At 56.8% G+C, this 21,177-nt stretch carries 15 protein-coding genes and 1 pseudogene; 7 read left to right on the top strand and 9 right to left on the bottom strand.

Going from position 1 to position 21,177, the window contains the following annotated elements; genetic code table 11:
• Positions 1-924 precede the first annotated feature (924 nt).
• From JTM80_RS11290 to JTM80_RS22720, 3 genes are all read left to right on the top strand, one after another.
• Complete coding sequence (locus JTM80_RS11290) at positions 925-1,968, top strand: diguanylate cyclase (protein WP_205371199.1); 1,044 nt, start codon at positions 925-927, stop codon at positions 1,966-1,968.
• The gene (locus JTM80_RS11285) at positions 1,965-2,747 is read left to right on the top strand and encodes a M15 family metallopeptidase (protein WP_205371198.1); all 783 of its coding nucleotides are present in this window, start codon (positions 1,965-1,967) and stop codon (positions 2,745-2,747) included. The genes JTM80_RS11290 and JTM80_RS11285 overlap by 4 nt, the downstream gene beginning before the upstream one ends.
• A gap of 253 nt (positions 2,748-3,000) precedes the next feature.
• Entirely contained in the window at positions 3,001-3,837 is an 837-nt protein-coding gene (locus tag JTM80_RS22720) for a CAP domain-containing protein (RefSeq protein ID WP_225906827.1), read from the top strand.
• A 446-nt stretch (positions 3,838-4,283) separates the two neighbouring features.
• On the opposite strand, the gene JTM80_RS11275 is transcribed toward JTM80_RS22720, so the two are convergent.
• Positions 4,284-4,838: a DUF1499 domain-containing protein gene (locus tag JTM80_RS11275; protein WP_225906826.1), complete on the bottom strand. Its 555-nt coding sequence runs from the start codon at positions 4,836-4,838 to the stop codon at positions 4,284-4,286.
• A 558-nt stretch (positions 4,839-5,396) separates the two neighbouring features.
• Here JTM80_RS11275 and JTM80_RS11270 point away from each other — a divergent pair.
• Positions 5,397-5,828, top strand: a complete 432-nt coding sequence (locus JTM80_RS11270) for a hypothetical protein (protein ID WP_172358014.1) — start codon at positions 5,397-5,399, stop codon at positions 5,826-5,828.
• 212 nt (positions 5,829-6,040) lie between these two features.
• Here JTM80_RS11270 and JTM80_RS23470 read toward each other — a convergent pair whose 3' ends face one another.
• The 6 genes and pseudogenes from JTM80_RS23470 to JTM80_RS11245 all read right to left on the bottom strand — a co-directional run bounded on the left by JTM80_RS23470 (position 6,041) and on the right by JTM80_RS11245 (position 12,763).
• Positions 6,041-6,802: a HAMP domain-containing sensor histidine kinase gene (locus JTM80_RS23470; RefSeq protein ID WP_225906852.1), complete on the bottom strand. Its 762-nt coding sequence runs from the start codon at positions 6,800-6,802 to the stop codon at positions 6,041-6,043.
• 84 nt (positions 6,803-6,886) lie between these two features.
• Positions 6,887-7,762, bottom strand: a pseudogene (locus JTM80_RS23465) (ROK family protein); the annotation flags it as partial.
• A gap of 7 nt (positions 7,763-7,769) precedes the next feature.
• A complete protein-coding gene (locus JTM80_RS11260; protein ID WP_172358016.1) occupies positions 7,770-8,660 on the bottom strand; it encodes an ABC transporter permease in 891 nt (296 codons plus the stop codon).
• A 363-nt stretch (positions 8,661-9,023) separates the two neighbouring features.
• Positions 9,024-9,866, bottom strand: coding sequence for an endonuclease VIII (gene nei / locus JTM80_RS11255; protein WP_172358017.1), 843 nt, complete (start codon positions 9,864-9,866; stop codon positions 9,024-9,026).
• Positions 9,867-10,554: 688 nt separating this feature from the next.
• Positions 10,555-11,328 carry an ABC transporter permease gene (locus JTM80_RS11250; protein ID WP_172358018.1) on the bottom strand — a complete coding sequence of 258 codons (774 nt, stop codon included), beginning with the start codon at positions 11,326-11,328 and terminating at the stop codon, positions 10,555-10,557.
• Positions 11,329-11,434: 106 nt separating this feature from the next.
• The gene (locus tag JTM80_RS11245) at positions 11,435-12,763 is read right to left on the bottom strand and encodes a hemolysin family protein (RefSeq protein ID WP_172358019.1); all 1,329 of its coding nucleotides are present in this window, start codon (positions 12,761-12,763) and stop codon (positions 11,435-11,437) included.
• 629 nt (positions 12,764-13,392) lie between these two features.
• Here JTM80_RS11245 and mfd point away from each other — a divergent pair.
• A complete protein-coding gene (gene mfd / locus JTM80_RS11240) occupies positions 13,393-16,938 on the top strand; it encodes a transcription-repair coupling factor (RefSeq protein WP_172358020.1) in 3,546 nt (1,181 codons plus the stop codon).
• Between the two features lie 7 nt (positions 16,939-16,945).
• On the opposite strand, the gene JTM80_RS11235 is transcribed toward mfd, so the two are convergent.
• A complete protein-coding gene (locus JTM80_RS11235) occupies positions 16,946-17,170 on the bottom strand; it encodes an HNH endonuclease (RefSeq protein ID WP_225906825.1) in 225 nt (74 codons plus the stop codon).
• 332 nt (positions 17,171-17,502) lie between these two features.
• On the opposite strand from JTM80_RS11235, the gene JTM80_RS11230 reads away from it, so the two are divergent.
• Both JTM80_RS11230 and JTM80_RS11225 read left to right on the top strand, forming a co-directional pair.
• Complete coding sequence (locus JTM80_RS11230) at positions 17,503-18,366, top strand: M48 family metallopeptidase (protein WP_172358021.1); 864 nt, start codon at positions 17,503-17,505, stop codon at positions 18,364-18,366.
• A gap of 26 nt (positions 18,367-18,392) precedes the next feature.
• Positions 18,393-18,713 (top strand): hypothetical protein, encoded by a 321-nt coding sequence (locus tag JTM80_RS11225; RefSeq protein WP_225906824.1) that lies wholly within the window; start codon positions 18,393-18,395, stop codon positions 18,711-18,713.
• A gap of 21 nt (positions 18,714-18,734) precedes the next feature.
• Here JTM80_RS11225 and JTM80_RS11220 read toward each other — a convergent pair whose 3' ends face one another.
• Complete coding sequence (locus JTM80_RS11220; RefSeq protein WP_205371196.1) at positions 18,735-21,152, bottom strand: T3SS effector HopA1 family protein; 2,418 nt, start codon at positions 21,150-21,152, stop codon at positions 18,735-18,737.
• Between the last annotated feature and the right edge of the window lie 25 nt (positions 21,153-21,177).

Here is a 21,177-nt window from a genome sequence, read left to right as displayed (position 1 = left end):
AATTTGGCGCTAATGCAGATCCAGTGGATATCTAGCAGGTATTTCATTACTGGCGACCGATGCAGGCGTTGCAGATTGTGGAGATTCGGAGTCTTGCTGACCCCGCCCATCGCGGACTCAGCCCTGCCTATTTGTCCTGATCCTGGTTTCTTTGCATTTTGAAACCCACAGAAACCCACCGTTGACCTGTATGTTGCTGTACAGGCTATTGCAGTTGGGATCTGGACTTTAGCTGCTTTGACTGACGTGTGTGGCTTCTGAGATGGGCTGCGCTGTCCGTTTGTGCTTTTGCTCCTCGCACGTTACTCCTCTCACTATCTTGGGTTGTGCATTATCTGTATCGCAGTATTTGCCTGCGCGGTACCTGTTGCGGAGTTCCTTTTATCAAGGATGAATCCGGATAAAAGCACTTCAGGAGTTGCTGTCCTTACTGTTCAGTCCTGTTTACTGTTCAGTCCTGTTTCAGGATTATATTAAACGCCCGGATTCATGGAGGTGTGCAGCTTGAGGCTGAATGAATCGCATTTAATTGAGTATATTTTTATACCTTTAAATGTGGGCATGATTGAAAAACCTAAGAAAAGCATGAAAATTATTCTGCAAATTCCGAAATGACAGATTCGGCTGATGTATCCATTCTCATCCGTAGTGTCATTCGTTAGAGAATGCTTATACCGGGCTGAGCTTGTGTTGATTCTATTTTTAATGCCCTACGCAGCGTGGGGATCTGACTAAATTGCTATTGCAAGACTTCTTTTGCAAAGCTGAGTCTGAACGATACGCCCTATTTTCTATTCTGAAGATGATTTAGCGGCTGGAGAGGGTTCTCTTCAAGCTGTTTAGGCATTTGTTAGCTTAGGCAAACAGGCGATTCATCAATTTGGCGACTGGTCTTTTAGATTTTCGAGGTAGGCTCCGCATTCCATGGACGCTTCGATTCTCATTGTGGGGGATCACGAATTTCTGGCATCCCTTTCGGCTCTAACCCCTGATCTGGCAGCGTTTACTCTAGAGGTTGCGCCTAATCCGCACGAAGCGACGCCGCTGATTCAGGCGCAGCAGCCCGACTTGTTGATTATCCAAGCGACTCAGCCGGGCAGCCTGGATCTGTGCCAGCGGGTTAAGACGCAGAGCCATCTGGCGTGGATCTATTGCGTGGTGGTGGATGATCGGCAGCCGCCTGCGCCGAACGAACTGGGCGATCGCCCCCAAGATGACGCGCACCTGGAAACTTCGGCCCTGATGATGGGGGCGGATGCCTATGTAGAGCTGTGGCGAGCCGAGTTGCAGAATAAGTCGTCTGAAAAAAGCGATCAGTCGCTGATCGGTGCCCATGTGCAGGCGGGGCTGCGGCGTGTGCAAAACCATCGAGAGTTAATCCGCACCAACGATATTTTATCGGCGATCGCCCTGTCGGACCCGCTCACCGAGCTAAACAACCGCCGCGCCTTTGAGTGGGAACTGCCCCGGCAGATTCATAATGCGCGGCTGCGGGGAATGCCCATTAGTTTGCTGATGCTAGATGTAGACTTCTTTAAAAGCATCAACGACACCTACGGGCATCTGGTGGGCGACCGCGCTTTGCAGTTGATTGCCTCGCGGCTGCGGCATAACCTGCGCTTTTATGACACGCCATTTCGCTATGGCGGCGAAGAGTTTGTGATTATTCTCAGCGATACGGGGAATCAGGAAGCAGAGGCGATCGCCAACCGCATCTGTCGGCTCATCAGCGACCAGCCCTTTGTTATCGACGACTCTCTGGATCTCAACATCACTATCAGCGCGGGCACTGCATCGCTGGTGGTGCAGGACGATGCGCGGGGCATCAGCCTGCTGCGCCGGGCCGATCAAAACCTCCTGCGAGCAAAGGCGCTAGGTCGCAATCGGGTCGTCGGGGGGCAAGAGAGCGACGCACCGGGCGAAAGCGGGCTGGGCAATCCTGATCCTTCTCCCGCACACGAGTCATGAAGCCCTATCATCAGGTGGCAATTGAGGACTGCGGCGAGCCGCTGGTAGAACTCCCCGCAGACGAATTTGCGCGGGTAGATCCCCATCCCTACGCGGTGCTGGGTGCGCCCTATGGCGATCGCTCTCCGTTCTTTGTGCGGCAGGGCGTGCTGGAGCGGCTGCGGCTAGCCCAGGCAAACTTGCAGGAAAACTGCCCCGGCTGGCGCATCCAGATCTTCGATGCCTATCGACCCATCGCCGTGCAGCAGTTCATGGTGGACTATACCTTTCAAGACCTAGTGCGATCGCACGGACTAGATCCTGCCACGCTCAGTGAGGCCCAGCAGCACGACTTCTGGCAGCAGGTCTATCGGTTTTGGGCCGTGCCCAACTATAATCCCGCCACGCCACCGCCCCACAGCACTGGTGCAGCCGTCGATGTCACCCTGCTCGATGCCAGCGGTCAACCCGCCGACATGGGTTCGCCAATTGACGAACTCAGCCCCCGCTCCTACCCCGATTACTTTGCGCCTTACGCCGACCCCACTTCCGACCGCTATGACCCAACGCGGGCGATCGCTCACCAAAATCGCCAACGCCTGGCCACCGCCCTGCAATCGGCAGGTTTTTGTCGCCATCCCAATGAATGGTGGCATTTTTCGATCGGCGATCAGCTTTGGGCCTGGCTCAAAACTTCAGATCGCTCGGCGCTGGCCCTTTCAAATTCGGCTTGTGCAAATTTGGACGACGCGATGGACAATGCGAACCTGCGCGTAGTTGCACGGTATGGCGCAGTTTGAATCGATACCTGAAGGTACAGAAGCGGTAGTGCAAGTATATTAATTTCTGTCCAGAATTATTCGATATCTAAATTTGATATCTTTTTTAGGATGGGCGATCGCCCTTCAACGGTATTGAAATAGACGAATTCAGGCGAATTCAAATCAAGCTTTTATTCGCTTGACAGTTCGTAATTTAAGTGTAAAGAGTCTCCGTGTATACCAGGTTGGCGCTAACTGTACGGATGGGTCTTACTGGAAGAGTCCACCCGATATGCCGTCATCCACTGAGATGCAGAAAGATACCGCTGGAAACACCTTCGCAACGGCCCGCAGGCTCCGCTTCTCTTCTGGAAAGCTGAACCTCAGCGAATGGGTCGGCTCTGGCGATCGGGATGACATCTACCGCCTCAATTTCAACCGAGCTAGCAATGTCACTATTAGGGCTTCGGGAACTGGCAGCGGCACAGGGGCGATCGCCCACCTGATTCAAGACCTGAACAACAACGGCCGCCTCGATGCCAATGAAGTTAAAGGCAGAATGCTCATTCGCCCTGGGCAATCTAACACGCTAGCAGCCAAAAACCTGACGGGTACGTTCTTCCTCAGAGTCCGCAGCCAGGGCGGCAGTCTCAGTTACAACCTGGCAATGGAAACGACCCCATCGGATACATCCTCCGGTGGTGGCACTCGCGAAACCCAGCCGACTGGGTTCATCGCCGAAGTGCTGCGGCTGACCAATGCGTTTCGCCAGCAAAACGGACTACGGCCGCTATCTTACAACAGTAAGCTGAGTAATGCTGCCCAGGGGCACAGCATCAATATGGCGAACCAGGACTTCTTTAGCCACACGGGCAAAGACGGCTCTACCTTTAGTCAGCGAGTTACGGCGGCTGGATATCAGTGGTCGTTTACGGGCGAAAACATTGCCGCGGGCTACAGCACGCCCCAGGCTGTGGTGAATGCCTGGATCAACAGCCCCGGACATCGGGCGGCGATGCTCAATCCCAACTATCAGGACATCGGCATCGGCTACCACTACCTTGCCAATGACACCGGCCAGGTGAATTATTACCACTACTGGACGCAAAACTTTGGCAAGCCCCTGTAGGGCTGGAGGTCATTTCTATTCTCGGATTTTGGATTTGCGATTTTGGATTGCTAGTCGAGCGTTTTCAAAGCGTTCAGCAATTTTATTCGTAACGCCACTGAAGTGAATCGACAGCAGAGGGTGAGAGAAAGCTCAGCAAAACAGTTTGGTTTGCACAGCAAAACAGTTTGGTTTGCACAGCAAAACAGAGGCGGGAATGTGCTGCGTTCTCGCCTCTTTTTTTTGCAGAAAACCGAGAGGGACTTTGGACTAGAAGCGAAGAGAGAACTGGGCGATCGCCCCAACCCTCTTGCTCAATCTAAAATCCCCAATTCAAAATCTAAGTAGGTGGACATTAATAAACATAAAACCCAAAGACCTTGCGCCGCCCGCGCAGCGGGCGGCGCAAGGTTCAGGATCTGTTTTTTAATCTGGTCTATCTACTTAAAATCCCCAATCCAAAATCTCTAGAGCTTAGCCCGAATTTCCTCAACTCGCTTGCGATTCACGCCCAAATCAGACTGACCCAGGCGCGAGGCTGATCGCACCTGCACCACGCCCGCCACCTCGTCTACGTAGAACTCCACATCGTCCACAAACCCCATCAGGGCGCTGGTGAACTCGGCGTAGAGGTAATGATCAGACTCGGTGATGATCCGGGTGCGCGGCATGGCGGTAATGATGCCCTTGAGACGGGCGATCGCCTCGGCCGGGGTGCCGCTATAGCTCAGGGGCGCAATGTAATGCTCGGCATCCGACCCCGGAGCCTGACTATTGACGCAGTTGGGTGAGCCAGGGCAAGCTGCCAGCTTACCGTCCTTCACTCCCAGATTGGTGGGACGCGATCCAGAAAAAGAAAACAACGAAGCACCTCCAGAAGATTCAGCAAACATGGCCATCGAAAGCGAGGCTGGAGACATTACGGTGGAACCCGGAGCCGCCAGCGTCGTCGCCGGCCACACCAAACTGCCCACCAGCAGCACCATCAGAACAAAGACACTCAGCCACTTCAATCGATTCATCCTGCGCCTCTTTAATCTTTATTATTCCGTTAGGATTTATAGGACTTACGCAGTTGGACAATTTCTCGCGGGCTCAGCCCGCGAGAAATTGTCCAAAACCCAAAGAGCTTATCGCAAATGCGTAAGTTCTGTCCGTAATCAAACGTTTGGGATCAAACGTTTGGGCGTTGATTTTGACTGCATGGAAACTGCGCCAACCCAAAGGCACACCAGCCCTAGCAAAGCGGCTCACCTTTATAAGCTTCACCTATAAGCTTCACCAAGCTGCACTTTTACAGCATGTTGTGCGCCCGACACTATGCTGTGGACTCCATAACAATATCTTTACAATCCTTATCTTTACAATCCTTCCCCACTCAAGCCTGATCGCACAAAAGACGAAAGAATCGTTTGGGAATTGGTGGTCTAATTTTTGAGAATATTTAAGCTTTATAAAAAGCACATCGTCATTTCCGTATTTCCAGGGATAAGCTATAAGTCTTCCTGTTTTGAAAATCGTCGAAAATCGTCATGTCTCAGCCTCTAAAATCGAACCTCTTCGCTAATCGCAGTCTTTCTGTGCCTGCCAGATCTTCGCCCCTGGCTGCGCTCAGCGTGCGAACCGTCGCCCGTGCCTCTCAGCAAGAACCCGGAGGGACGCTGGGATCTGCGCTACGGGTCAGGCCGATCCCCGGAAAGTTCAATCGACTGGATTCGGTCAGTCGGTCAGACCGCGACCTGTATCGACTGGTGGTGAAAAATCCGTCTACCATGCAGATTGTGTTTCGCAAGTCGGGTGCGCCGACTGTTCAGCTTGCGGTGCTAAATGCCAGGGGCAGAGTGCTGAGGTTTGGCGGGCAAAAGCTGTCGTTTCCCGTGCTGGGGGGGGTTCGCAAGTTTAGCCTGACGGGTCTTATGCCCAGCACCTATTTTGTGCGCGTTTCGACGGCTTCTAGCGCTCCGGTGAACTATCGCCTGCGGCTGAGTGTGTCTAACTTGCCGACCTCCTAGCTGGCAATCAACCGATAACAACGCGATGTGCAACATCCAACCTGCCCTCATCCACTGACCCTTCTTCGTGGGGAGATGGAAGCCACAACTCTTGTTCCTTCTCCTTTGGGAGGGAGCTAGGGTGAGAACCGCAAGAAGCCTAAGCACGAATATTATGCTTCTGTTTAGCAACACTCCCCTCTTCAGTGGCTCTTCCATCTCTTTTCGATGGATTAAAACCCTGAGTCTTCTTCTTGAATCAGGGGCAGGGTTATTTGCAAGCGCGACAGGGGGTTATTTTCGGTGGGCGTATTCAGCAATTCCAGCCGTCCGCCCATTGCCTCCAGGATGGATTGAAATGCCAGCAGACTTGATCCCGGTGAAAGCTGAGCCACAGGCACATAGCCGCTGCTGCGGGTAATTTTGGGGTTTTGCGACAGAGCAGCCAACTGGTCGAGGGGTTCTTGCCAGGCTTCGGCGGGGCGCGTGTCTTCCAGGATTAGCCGGGCTAGCTTGGTGGGTGCGTCAATTTCCGCCGTTAGGCAAATTGAGCCGTCGTGCATGGTGGCGATCGCCCCGCTCACCAGGCTCACCAATCCCTGCTGCAACCACTGCGGATCGGCTAGCACGTAATACGCTGGGCTGGGCGGGAGGATTTCTAGCTGCAAATTGCGGTTGCGGGCCAAAAGTTGGGTGCGATCGCCCACTGCCAGAAACGTTCCCGCAAGCTGTACAGGCTGTAGCTCCAGCTTGCGAAAGTCTTGCGAAATACGCGAAATGGCGATCGCCTGATCCAGCAGCCCCAGCATCTTTTGGGCTGCGCCATTGGCCTGTCGCACAAACTCACGCTCCTCCTCTGGGCTATCGCACAGGTCGTTGAGAATCAACTGTTGTAGCCCGATTACGCCGTTAATGGGCGATCGCAATTCGTGAGACACCCGCGCCAGAAACCCGGCATGGAATCGCGCCTGTTCAGAAGCCAGCCAGTAGGCCATTTCCAGTTGGCGGAGGGAGTTGGGGAGCGGCGACTCCATCCCATCAGCCTGCTCCAGGCCATCGCTTCGCAACCCCTGTGCCCTCACCAACTCCCACGCCAGCTTGGCCGCACCCACCTCACCGGCCTGATTGCCCAGGGCAGCAGGCAACACGCGCAGTCCTTCGCGGGAACTGGGCAACACGCGGGTTTGCAGTTCCTCCCACAGCGTTGGGTAGAAGAACTCGAAGCTGGCGCTGATGCCGCCGCTGAGAATCACCGCTTCTGGCGTGAGGACATAAACCAGGCTGGCGATGCCCGCGCCGAGGTCGCGTCCGTATTCTTGCCAAAAGGCGATCGCCTCCCGATCTCCCGCCTTGGCTCTGCGGCCCAGTTCTCCTGGCTCTAGCCCCGTGCGCCGTCGAATCGCCTGCACCGAGCAATATTGCTCCAGGGAACCGCGATTGCCGCTGTTGCACTCTGGCCCCTGCGGGTTGAGCGTGATTAGCCCCAGTTCGCCGCCCGTGCCCTGTCGCCCCGAAAACAGCCTGCCATCCAGCACGATCGCCCCGCCCACGCCCGTCCCCAGCGTCAGCAAGATCACGTCGCGAAAGTTGCGCCCTGCCCCTAGCCAGCTTTCGCCCAACCCTGCACAATTGGCATCGTTGGCTAGCACCGTCGGTTTGCCTGTCCTCGCCTCCAGCCAGTCCGCCAGGGGCACATCCTGCCAGCCGAGGTTAATTGCCACCCGCGCCACCCGACCCGCTGCGTCTGCTGGGCCTGGCGTGCCCACCCCAAGGGCGATCGCCTCGTTCTGGGGGTCAACCTGGGCGATCGCCGCCACCATCGCCTCGACCACCTGCTCTGGCTGAGGCGGTTGTGGCGTGGGCACGGTGACGGATGCAGCGCACGTTCCCTGAGCGTCATACCGACCCAGCTTGATCGCCGTGCCGCCGAGGTCGATGCCGATTACATAAGGCATAGGGACTTTACTTCCAGTTTTCTCGCCGCAGCAGGGGGTTAATGAACTCATTCAACCCCTCGCCGACCAAGGAGAGGCCCGTGACCAATAGCGTTAGGGCGAGGCCGGGGAAGAGGGCGGGCCACCAAATGCCCGTTGGCAGTGCATCCAGAGCTTGGCGAAGATCTGCGCCCCATTCGGGGGTTTGGTCGGGTAAGCCTAGTCCCAAAAAGCCGAGTCCTCCCAGCGTCAGCGCGGCATCGGCGGCGTTGAGCGTAAACAGCACGGGCACGCTCTGGATCACGTTGGCAAAGAGGTACTTGCTCAAAACGCGCCAGGTGGACGCACCCATCGACTGCGCCGCTTCTATAAATAGCTCGGTTTTGACGCTGACGGTGTGGTTTCGCACGACGCGGTAATACTGCGGCACATAGGCAATGCTGAGGGCGATCGCCGCATTTAGCACGCCCCGCCCCACCACAAACGCCAGCGTCACCGACAGCAGCAGCCCCGGCAGCGTGTAGATTGTGTCCATCAGAAACAGCAGCACTCGGTCTAGCCAGCCGCCCAAATAGCCGCTCAGCATTCCCAACGGCACGCCCACCAGCACGCTCAGCGCCGTCGCCAGCACCACTACCTTCAGCGCTGCCTGTGCGCCATAGAGGGTGCGAGCAAAAATGTCGTAGCCCTGTCGATCGGTGCCAAACCAGTGTGCCGCCGACGGTGGTTCATGAATTGGGTTCGCCAGCGCCTCCAGCGGGTCTTGCAGCCAGCCCCAGGTGTGAAACAGCGGAGCCAGCAGCGCCGCCAGCACAAACACTGCCACGATCGCCACGCCCACCCACATCATTTGCACCGACAAACTCGGCCGCTGTGTTGTGCGTAAAAATCGGAGCGATCGCAAATTGGTAAGCGCCATGCCAAATCGGATTCCAGGAGCAAAAAAGGAAAAAGATCGTAGCCTATTGTCGCACGTCTGAGGAAGCGTGATAGCGAGTTGGGATACTAACGATTTTGGATGGGCGATTTTGGATTTTGGATGGGCGATTTTGGCGTGTCAGTCAAGCCTCTTGGGGCCTTCAGCCATTTCATTTAGAACGCTGCTTAAAGCGCTATCTAAGAGGGTGTTTGAAAAGGTATCGCCTGTAATGTTAAGCACTCAGAGATCCCCCCTAGCCCCCCTTAAAAAGGGGGGAAACCGCCTTAAAGTCCCCCCTTTTTAAGGGGGATTTAGGGGGATCTGCACGCTTTGCTACAAACAGTGGGACTTTCCAAACATCCTCTAAGTAAAGACAGGACTTACGCCCTTGCTCTGACAAACCGGACAGTAGTAAATCCGTCGTCCGCCCAGTATGTTCTTCTCGATGGGCGTTTGGCATACCCAGCAGGGCTGTCCGTCGCGGTTGAACACATGAAAGCGATACTGGCCACGGCTGAGGCCTTGCTGTTTGAGCTGAGCGACGCGGGCCAGGTCATTGGTGATGCCGCCTGTGGTGTAGGACTGGCGGGCGAGGGCGATCGCCGCCTCAGCCAGTCCAGTTATTTGCTCTGGGGTGCAGTCCATCGGGCGCAGGCTGGGATGCACACCCGCCACAAACAGCACCTCGCTGCGGAGATAGTTGCCCAGGCCGCAGAGAAATTTCTGATCTAGCAGCAGCGACACCAGCCCGCGACGGTGAAAGCGGGGATCGAGCAATCGTGCGACGACTTGTTCAACGCTGACGGCAGAATCTAGCACGTCGGGCCCGACCTGGCTCCAGAAGGGGTGCTGTATTAACTCGTCTTCTCGCAGCACTTCGATATCCGAGGCGCTGTAGAGCAGGGCAGATTTTTGGCTGTTGTGAATTGCAAGGCGGAGTTGACGCTTTGTTTGTGGGAAATCGTAGGCTTTGCGGACGTACCAGATGCCATAAAGCTGATTGTGGCTGTAAATATTCAACTGGCAGGCAAAGCGAATCAGCATTCCCTTGCCGCGGGTTTGCACGTTTAGAATGCGATCGCCCCTCAGTTTGTCTTCGTAGGGCTTCAGATGCTCAAAGGCAAAGAAAATATCTTGGACAGGCTCGCGAGTAATGGCACGTTCAATTTCGTCCGCAGCACGGCGGATTTCGGGGCCTTCAGGCATATTTGGAGACCAGGGATTGGAAGTTAAGAGTTAGAGATTGGGGCTTATATCGAGTGGGCGCATCCCAGTTATGCAAGCTTGCCCTCATCCCCCAGCCCCTGCTCCCGCTTTGGGAGCAGGGGAGCCGGATTGGAAGTCCCTCTCCCAAAGCGGGAGAGAGATTTAGGGTGAGGGTTACAAAATGAGGGTTACAAAAGTGGGATACACCCTATCGAGTTTCCTGAGAGTCGTGCTGGATGAGATGCCTGGGAGTTACGCAGAGGCTTGACTAGCGCTCCGAAATCGCAAATCTAAAATCGAGAATCGATACCAGGCTTGCGCTACAAAGTCACCTGAATCGCTAGACTGCATCAAATCGACATAAAAGGCTGAACAAAATCCGCCAAGTCGCTGATGAATTCATTAGAGAATTTCAAAGAAAACCAGAGTTTCTGGACGCTATTCGCCCAAAAGTCGGGCTTGAAAGTTCATAGCCTACCATCTCAGAAAAATCAGCGCAATATTCCTCAATTCTTTTCTGTTTCCAGAACTCTTATCTGTTCCCAGAACTCTTATCTGTTCCCAGACTTCTAAGTAAATAGACCAGATTAAAAACAGATCCTGAACCCTGCGCCGCCCGCGCAGCGGGCGGCGCAGGGTCTTTGGGTTTTATGTTTGTTAATGTCCACCTACTTATTAGTAGCCCGCCTTAGTAGCCCGCCAGCTTACCGCGCCGCTTGGTTTCGCGCTCGGCCAGGTGAAACAGCGTCAGCCCCAGGGCAAAGTAAATCGCACCATTCAGCAGCGCCAGCCCAAAGTTGTCGGCCTTGAGCGGCACACCCCGCGCCATCACATCACGCATCAGCCCCGCACCCGGAGCCATCGGCAGCAGCAGCCCCAGCAGCCGCATTGGCCCTGACCAAGTTTCCGACGGCACCGCCAGCAAAAACAGCAGCGCAAACTGAAAGATTCCCAAAAGCTGCTGTACCTGCTTTAGCAAGAGCGACAATGACCCCATCGCAAAGGCCAGCCCGTAGGCTCCTAGCAGCACCGTGGCAAAGGCAGGCAGCACCGCAGGCGGAAAGGACAGCCGCGTTCCCGTGAGCAAGGAAATTACGCCGAGAATGCAGGCAATCAGCGTCAGTTGAATCGTTAGGCTGGCTAGCGCCCGCGTCAGGAAGAGCCGGGGCGGGCTATAGGGCGATAGAAATAGCTGCTCTAGCGTGCCCGTCTGTGCCTCGCGCTGCAAGTTGCCCGCCACGTCGCTCATGATGAACAGCGCCAGCGTCCACAGCACGTAGCCAATCACCACAGCATCAAGGCGATCGCCAAATTGCAAGTTTGGCCCGGCAATATACCGCGCACTCAGAAACAGCCCGTAGAACACGACGGTGGTAATGACAATTCCGGCGATCGCCTCGGTGGAGTATCGCAGCAGTTGAATCCAGCTTCGGCGCAGTTCCGCCAAAAAGAGTTCGAGCATTGGAAGCGTTGGAAGATTAGGGTATCGAAGTATCGAGGGTGTAGGGGGATTGGCATCTCCCAGCATTGCCTGATTCCATCATCCCGCTGTTTTCCCGATTCGCAACTCATTCCCCCAGCCTGCCATCTTCCTTCTGCACCACTGGCATCACCAGCATCTTATCTACGCGATTGCCGTCCATATCCATCACCTCAAACCGCAGGTTGTGCCAGTTGAAATAGTCAGCGGCGGCGGGAATCCGGCCAAGCTGCATGATTACAAAGCCTCCCAGCGTTTGATAGTTGCCTCGGTCTTCATCCGGCAGTTCGTCAAGGTCGAACAGTTCTTTAAGCCTGTCGATGGGCAACATGCCGTCTAGCAGCCAGGAGCCGTCCTCGCGCTGCACGATGGCGGCTTCAAACCCGTGGTCTGCCATCGGCACATCGCCAATGATGACCTCCATCACGTCATTCAGCGTGACAATGCCCTGCACCACGCCGTATTCGTCCACGATGATGGCTAGGTGGGTGCTGGACTGTTTGAACAACTCCAGCACCTTCAGCGCGGGGCTGGATTCGGGCACAAACAGCGGTTGCCGCAGGTTGCCCGCCAGGTCAAAGGGCTGGTCGGACAGGCTGCGGGAGAGTAGATCGGTGACGTGAGCCACGCCCAGCACGTTGTCTAGCGTTTCCTGACAAACCAAATAGCGGCTATGTCCATTTTCAATGATTTTTTGGCGGTTAATGTGTTCGGGGTCATTGAGGTCTAGCCAGACAATTTCCAAGCGCGGAGTCATCAGGCCGCTGACGCGCTGGTCGCCTAGGTGAAACACTCGCTCCACCATGTCTTGCTCGGCTGCATCAAACATGCCGGCCTCTGCGCCTTGGCGCACCATCACCTTAATTTCTTCTTCCGTCACCAGGGGTTCATCAGAAGACTGATTTACACCCACCAGTTTCAGGATGCCTTCGGTGGAAGCGCTTAATAAATGCACCAGCGGATAGGCTAGAGACGAGAGGCAGCGCATGGGGCGAGAGACTGCCCTGGCGATTTTTTCGGGGTTGCTGAGGGCGATGCGCTTGGGCACCAGTTCGCCAATAATCAGCGAGAGGTAGGTGATCGTCAGGACGACGACGCTGAGGGCGATCGCCCCGCTGTAGGGTTCAAGCGCGGTAACCTGGGCGATCGCCCCTGCCAGGGTATTCGCAATCATCGCCCCGCCAAACGCGCCCGCCAGAATGCCGATGAGCGTAATGCCAATTTGCACCGTTGAGAGAAACCGATTGGGAGAAGTCGCCAGTTCTATCGCTGCCTGGGCTTTTTTGTCGCCTCGCTCGGCCATCTCCTGAAGACGGATTTTGCGGGCAGACACAATCGCCATCTCCGACATCGCAAAGATGCCATTTGCCAAAATCAGCAGCAGCACGATTAAAACTTCAACAGCAACGGAAGGCATTGGTGGCAGTATCCGGCGGCGACCAGCGTCCGGCAAAAGGGGATAGATAACGTTTTCGGAAGTCACGAAGATGCGATGTGCAACGATGCGATGTGCAACTTCCAAGCTGCCCTCCTCCCCGAACCCCTTTTCCTAAGCTGGGAGCAGGGGAGCAAGAGAGGCTGGAAGTCCCTCTCCTGCTCTGGGAGAGAGCTTGAAGCCTTCGGCATACCAGAAAAGGGGGAGGGGAATCAGCAACGTCGCACATTGCGTTTAGAAATTAAGGCAAGCTTGCAAGCGCTTGCAGGCTTAGTTTTGCCAGTCAGGTTTCGCCAGCCAGGTTTCGCCAGTCAGGTTTCGCCAGTCAGGTTTCGCCAGCCAAATTCGCAAGCGCATCTCGCAAACTTATAGACGAAGGTAGCACCTCGGCCAGGGTGAAATTGTAGGATCAGCAGATTTTCTCGCGAGCGGCCAGGGGGCCGGCGACGGATTTGACCCGGCATCTGGAACCGATTTCCTACATCTTGGGCCCTGACCCATCTCTCCGGAGGCGGTTTCCCAAATCCTGAATCTCTGGCAGCGCTTTACAATGGTCAACAGTCTTTGCTCAATCCGTTGCTCAATCACCGTCTTCCGAAATCCCAACTGCTATGGTGTTTTCGTCAATTTGTCGCGTCATGGGGCGATCGCCCCTCACGGCCGAACTGCTCACCAAGCTGAACCAGCAGCGCCGCCTCATTCTCAACGGCATCGCCCGCCTGCCCAAGGGACTGGTCGCCTCTACCCTGGCCCAAGTGGCCCAGCGCCCGCTGCTGGTGATTGCCGCCACGCTGGAGGAAGCCGGCCGCTGGACGGCCCAACTAGAGGCGATGGGCTGGAACACGGTGCATTTCTACCCCACGTCGGAAGCGTCGCCCTACGAACCCTTTGACCCCGAATCGGAGATGACCTGGGGGCAGTTGCAGGTGTTGGCAGATTTGGCGCGGGTCGAGTCGTCGCCCCATCTGTCTCAGCTTGCGATTGTGTCCACCGAGCGATCGCTCCAGCCGCACCTGCCGCCTGTGGAGACGTTTCGCCAGTTTTGCATCACGCTGACCCAGGGCTTGGAAATTGACCTGAAATCCCTCAGTCGCCAACTGGCGCTGCTGGGCTACGAAAAAGTAGCGATGGTGGAAACGGAGGGGCAGTGGAGCCAGCGGGGAGACATTATCGACGTGTTTCCGGTGGCGGCGGAGTTGCCCGTGCGCCTGGAGCTATTTGGCGATGAGCTAGAGAAGATCCGCGAGTTTGACCCCGCCAGCCAGCGATCGCTCGACAATGTGCCCCAGTTGGTGCTGACGGCAACGGATTTTGCGCCGATGGTGTTGTTAGGGTTGGGGGCCAGCGGTCAGGGCGATTTGGCAGAAAGTTTGGAGCTTCTCAAGCCGTACCTATCCCCGGAAGAAGCAGAGCGGCTGGCGGAAAGCAGGCGGCTGGAAGGGGCGCGGCGGTTTCTGGGGCTGGCGTTTGAGCGGCCCGCGTCGCTGCTGGATTATTTACCAGAGAATACCCTGGTCGCCATTGATGAGGTGGAGCAGTGTCAGGCGCATGGCGATCGCTGGTTTGACCATGCAGAAGACCACTGGCGCGAGATATGCGGGGGGCAGGGGACCGTGGGCGACGGCTTGGCCGCGCAATCTCCCCCGGCTCCAACCCTCCCCAAGACCCACCGACCGTTTACGGAGTCCCTTGCGGCGTGCGATCGCTTTCTGTGTCTACACCTTTCCGAACTGGCGGAGGAGGGCAGCGGGCTGAACCTGGCGAGCCGCCCGGTTCCCGCCGTGCCGCACCAGTTTGGGCGCTTGGCAGAGACGATTCGCCAGGAGCGCGATCGCCAGTTTGGGATCTGGCTGATTTCGGCGCAGCCGTCGCGGTCGGTGGCGCTGTTGCAAGAACACGACTGTCCGGCGCAGTTCATCCCCAACCCCCACGACTATCCGGCCATCGATCGGCTCCAGGCGAACCGCGTGCCGACAGCGGTGAAGTATTCCGGTCTGGCAGAGCTAGAGGGCTTCATTCTGCCAACGTTCCGCATCGTCGTCATCACCGACCGCGAGTTCTTTGGGCAGCACACCCTGGCCACGCCCAGCTACGTCCGCAAGCGTCGCCGCGCCGCCTCCAAACAAGTTGACCCGAACAAACTGCAACCGGGTGATTACGTCGTCCACAAAAACCACGGCATTGGCCAGTTCATCAAGCTGGAAAGCCTGACGCTGGACAACGAAACCCGCGAATATCTGGTGCTGAAATATGCCGACGGGCTGCTGCGGGTGGCGGCGGATCAGGTGAATGCGCTGTCGCGGTTTCGCGGCGTGGGCGAGGGCAAACCCGAACTCAGCAAGATGACGGGCAAAGCCTGGGAACGCACCAAGCAAAAGGTTCGCAAGGCGATTAAGAAAGTTGCCTTTGACCTGTTGCAACTCTACGCCCAGCGGGCCCAGCAGCAGGGCCACGCCTACCCGCCGGATACGCCCTGGCAGGAGGAAATGGAAGACTCGTTCCCCTACCAGCCCACGACCGACCAGCTCAAGGCGATTCAGGACGTGAAGCGGGATATGGAGGGCGATCGCCCGATGGATCGGCTGGTCTGCGGCGACGTGGGCTTCGGCAAAACGGAAGTCGCCATCCGCGCTGTGTTCAAGGCGATCACCGCTGGGAAACAGGTCGCCCTGCTCGCGCCGACGACGATCCTGACGCAGCAGCATTACCACACCCTGAAGGAGCGCTTTGCCCCATACCCGATTCAGGTCGGTCTGCTGAACCGTTTTCGCACCAATGCCGAAAAGCAGGACATCCTGAAGCGCCTCGCCTCTGGGGAACTGGATGTGGTGGTGGGGACGCACCAGCTTTTGGGTAAGGGCGTGCAGTTCAAAGACTTGGGGCTACTGGTGGTAGACGAAGAGCAGCGCTTTGGCGTGAACCAAAAGGAAAAAATCAAAACCCTGAAAACCCAGGTAGACGTGCTGACCCTCAGCGCTACGCCGATTCCCCGGACGCTTTACATGGCGCTGTCGGGCGTGCGCGAAATGAGCTTGATTACCACGCCGCCGCCCTCCCGCCGCCCCATCAAGACCCACCTGTCGCCCTACGATCCGGAGATGGTGCGGACGGCAATTCGGCAGGAACTCGATCGCGGTGGGCAGGTGTTTTACGTGGTGCCACGGGTGGAGGGCATTGAGGAAACCGCCGCCAAGCTCCGAGAGATGGTGCCGGGGGTGCGGATGGCGATCGCCCACGGGCAGATGCAGGAAGGCGAACTGGAAGCCACCATGCTCACCTTCAACAACGGCGAGGCAGATATCCTTGTCTGCACCACCATTATCGAATCGGGGCTGGACATCCCCCGTGTGAATACAATTCTGATCGAAGACGCGCAGAAGTTCGGTCTGTCCCAGCTTTACCAACTCCGGGGACGGGTCGGCCGCGCGGGCATCCAGGCCCATGCGTGGCTATTTTACCCAAAACAAAGCCAGCTCACGGAAACCGCCCGTCAGCGGCTGCGCGCCATTCAGGAATTTACCCAGCTTGGCTCTGGCTATCAGTTGGCCATGCGCGATATGGAGATTCGCGGCGTGGGTAATTTGCTAGGCGCGGAGCAGTCGGGGCAGATGGACGCAATCGGCTTTGACCTGTACATGGAAATGCTGGAGGAAGCCATCAAGGAAATTCGCGGGCAGGAAATTCCCCAGGTGGACGACACCCAGATCGACCTACGCCTCACTGCCTTCATCCCCACCGACTATATCCCCGACCTGGATCAAAAGATGAGCGCCTATCGCGCCGTCGCCGCTGCCCAGACCAAGCAGGAATTGACCGAGATTGCGGTGGATTGGAGCGATCGCTATGGCCCCATTCCCCCCGCCGCGCTGCAACTGTTCCGCGTGGTGGAACTAAAGCAGATTGCCAAGAAACTAGGCTTCTCGCGCATCAAGCCCGACGGCAATCAGCATGTCGTGCTAGAAACGCCAATGGAAGAACCCGCCTGGAACCTGCTGAAGGACAAGCTGCCCAGCCACCTGCAACCCCGCTTTGTCTACACCTCCGGCAAAGTCACCGTCCGTGGCCTAGGGGCCCTCAGCGCCGACCTCCAGCTAGAGAACCTGATCGACTGGCTGAGCCGGATGCAGGGGGCCTTGTTGGAGCCGAGCTTGGTTTAGCAAGAAGTCACCGCTGGTGGTGCTGCGATCCAAAAGTCCTGTTGAAATGACAGTCGCGCTTCGTATCAAATCCATGCTGCTTGGATGAGTTGCATCGCCGACACAGCACTTGCAGGTTGCTCAGGTCGTTTACCCCACCTTGCGCCAGCGGAATGATGTGATCAATCGTCAGTTTTGCCTGGTGTGGCCCCGCGCCGCAGTGGTTGCATTGCTGGCTCAAGGGGGTGGTCAACAAAGTTATCTGCCGCTGTAGAACTTCACCGTTGGGGAGAGTGATTTTTGGAGGGATTGTGGAACGCTAGAGAGAGTTCTTGGGAGTAACGCTTAAAAAGGGCTGAGGGGCAATCGCCCTCACCTACGTCATCACACCGGCCCGCGCAAGATGCCTACTCGCGCAACAATTTTGCATAATCTACGTCTCAACGATCAATATATTTGGATTGATCCAGGCTCAATTTTTTGATCTTGAGGAATCCCGAAGCTTCAGGCAAGCCTGTTGTTATCTGTTACGCCTAACTCCTGAACTCCTCTGCACGTCAACATTCCACACTCTGGCAAAGCATCATGATTGACTTTCTCCTTCACCAATTTGGCAATCTGCGCCGCCGCTGGCTCTATGGGTTGATGGCAGGCGTGATGGCAACTGGGCTAATTGTGCTTAGCCCTTCGCCGTCTCATTCGCAAACCGTGCCGCGCTGGCTGGAACTGCTGATTCGCGGGGCGCAAATTGTTCAAATCTCCAATATGTCGGAGCGGCAAGAGTTGGAGCTAGGTCGGCAGATCAACCAGCAATTGTTGACGCGGCAGTTTCGGCTTTATCAGAATTCGACGGTTTCTGAATACGTTAACCGCGTGGGACAGGGACTCGTGCCCCACAGCGATCGCCCCCAGATTCCCTATACCTTCCAGGTGGTCGAGAGCAACCAGATCAATGCCTTTGCCACAATGGGCGGCTATGTCTACGTCACCACTGCGCTGCTGCAAGCAATGGACAATGAGGCTGAGCTAGCGGGCGTATTGGGGCATGAGATTGGGCACATTGCCTCGCGCCACTCGGTCGAGCAGTTGCGCGATCGGGCGATCGCCGCTGGGGCCGCCCGCGCCGCCGGACTGGATCGCAACACGGCCGTTGCCCTAGGTGTGGAACTCGCCATCAACCGACCCAACAGCCGCCGTGACGAATACGAAGCAGACGAGCGCGGCCTTAGCAATATAATCCGCGCTGGCTATGCCCCGATTGGCCTGGTTAGCTTTATGGAAAAACTCCAGCAGCGGGGCGGCTCGGTGCCCACTTTCCTGAGTACCCACCCCAATTCTGGGGAACGCGCTGCCCGCCTGCGACAGATGGTAGATGCAACCATCCTGTCCCAAGGTAGAGGGCTAGACACTGCCGACTATCGCAACCAGATTCGTTCGCTTGTGCGCTAAATGCTCTCTCTCAGCAGGAATGTGAAATGAGACGCTGGATTGCCGGGGTTGGCGTGGGCGTGGTGTGCGGCATCGCAGGCGCAATGGGCGTTGAGGCCGGTTTGGGGCACGCGCTGCCGCCGCCGGAGGACGTGCCAGAGGAGGTGCTGCGGACGCAGATTGTGCTGGAGGGGCGATCGCCCGTCACGGGAGAACCGCTTACTGCCAGCGAACGCGCCACCCAGCAGACCAGTCGCCAGACGGCGATTGAGGAACAACCCCGCGATCTGCCGCCCGAAATCCGGCAAACAGTGATGCTGCTGAAGCTGCGGCGGCTACTGCGCCCGGTGCTGCCGTTTATTTTCTAAACTCAGCAATCGTCGAGCCGTTCAAAGCGAGTAGCGATCGCCCGCACCAGGATTCAGGTACGGCCGGTCAAGCCACAGCCCTGCCTGCTGAAACTGACGGGCGATCGCCGCTAGCCGGGCGGTGGGGTCGGCGCTGTCTAGCAGCCCATCGGCAACCAACTGAGCGCGGTGCAGCCCAAACTCGATCGCCTCGTTGCAGGCTTCCTCCATCGGTTCCTCCATCGGTTCCTCCGCTAGCCCCACTCCTGGCGCGAGGGCCTTGGTAAACAGAGGCACGGCCCGCTGGAGGTGCGATCGCACAACCGGATAAGCCTGCCGCAGCATCGGAGCCGCCGCAGCCCAATCGACCTGGCACAGCCGCAAGATGGCTGCGTCGCGTCGCCCATAGTCGGCTGGGTCGTGCAGCAGGCCGAGGGAAAAGGGCAGTTTTGCCTGATTTAGCGCGGGAATCAGGACGCGCATGAGAGCGATCGCCCCCGCAGCCGACAGGTTGAAATAGACCTGCACCGCTGGCGCATCGGGCGAAATCGGGCCGCGATCGCCCAAAACAGTATAGAAACTCGCGTCCATGCGATGGGGTGGCATCCACACCGCAACCATGTCGCCCACTGCCGGATGTCTTTGGGAGGGAGATAAATGGCGATCGCGCTCCAGCCGCAAAATCAACCCATTGCGCTGAACCAAGGCCGTCGTTTCGTCGATCTGCGTGACGATCCAGCCTGCGTCAAAATAGCCCTGTCCTGTGTTTGCTGCGCTAAGCTGCTCAAAAAATTCCACATCCACCCCAGCCTGCACCGAGTTTCGCAGATCCGTTGCCGCAGGTTGGTCGGTCAGTTGTCGGCCGCAGAAATAGAGGTCGTAGATCACGTTGCGAAGCTGGAGCCGCAGATAGGAGCGCTGCACCTCTGGCGGCAACTGGTCAAAGGGGCGATCGTCTTCTACTAGCACCGCCGCCGGACAGCGATCGTGATAAATCCGTCCCTCTGGGCTGATGTGGAGATGTCGCAGCAAATCGTCTAGCCCCGCTCTGGGCGGCAGCTTAAGCGTCGGGGTCGCGTTTGGAACTGTCGCGGGGGAACCTGCTAGTTCGCTAGAGCCGGATGTCGCCGCAAGGTCGGATTGGCTATCTGGCTGGTTGCCCAATTCTGCGTCAGATGCTTCCCTGTCTATCCAGTCCAGAAGCGGCCCGCCAAAAATTGACCGAATCGCCGCTTCTGGCCGATTGAGCAGCGAATTCGCCACCTGCATCGTGCAAATGCCCACATTGCCCAGCGGCTCGAAATGTAGCGCCTTGACCCGCAGCGTGCGAACCAGGCTATAGCCTGCAAACTGCATCGCCCGCTGCCAAAAGACTGGCGATCGCCCCATTTCGGGAAACGCCGCTCCATAGCCGCGCACGAGCAATCGCAGCGACGGCTGGAGAGCCTCCAGCGGGACGGCCACCAGCCGCAGCGCCTCGGTCAAATCCAGCCCCGACACGACCAAACTCTGTAGCCATAGCCGCAGATAGCAAGCAATCAGAAAGCCCATATCCAGCGCTGGGTCGCCCCATTCTGCCTTTTCCCAGTCGATCAGGCGCAGCGGTTGCGGGGCAGCATTCCAAGGCTGATTGGTCGCGGATGATTTTTTAGCCGATTCTGCTGATCCTGCTAATTCTTTTAATTCTTTAGAGGAGGCTCGAATCAACTGCGGCCAGTTGCGATGCAATAGCACATTGCCAAACTTGAAATCTTGATGCGTGAGGCAGCAGGGGTCGTAAATCTCGCTTAAATGGGCGATCGCCCTCCGCAGATCCTCAGCCTGAAAATACAGCTCAAAAAACCGCTGCCCATCTTCGCTGATCCGCCCCAAATCTTCTGGAGTCAGCCACTCCAGACCGTCTTCAAAATTGGGAACAATCGTGGCAATTTCGTCCTCTGCCATTGCCGCCGTTTGGGTTTGCTGGAGGGCAGCCCGATGAAGTGCCTCCTCGTCGGGATGAAGCTGGTGATAAATCGGCCAATAGTCCAGCGTAGTGCGGTGAAATTGCGCGGCTAGATGCCCTAACTGGTGGGCGATCGCCGCTGGAAATACCTGCTGTTCAGCATAGAAAGTTTCCAGATCGAGATAGTCCTGAAGATAGTTCATCACCAGGATGTGATGGACTGGATCAAACAGCAAAATGCCCGCCGTTAGGGGAATCAAACTACTCAGTTCAGAATGTGCTTGAAATAGAGATTGCACCTGCCCTTCAATCAGCAAATCTCCAGCGGCATTGCCCTGGGCATCCAGTGGTTCCTGTTTCACCAGCAGCAGGCGATCGCCCGTCAGTCGCACCAGCAAATTAAAGTTTTTGGAAGATTTGGCTTCAATAGAAAGAACGGATTCCGATGGGCGATCGCACAGCTTTTGCCTCACTAGATAATCAAAAACGTTCTGATGATCTAATCTAAACGTCATTTCTGTATGCATTTCGGAGTTTATA

Source organism: Thermoleptolyngbya sp. PKUAC-SCTB121 (genome assembly GCF_016919485.1).
In the GTDB taxonomy this organism is placed as follows: domain Bacteria; phylum Cyanobacteriota; class Cyanobacteriia; order Elainellales; family Elainellaceae; genus Thermoleptolyngbya; species Thermoleptolyngbya sichuanensis.
This window is presented reverse-complemented; position numbering and strand designations above follow the sequence as displayed.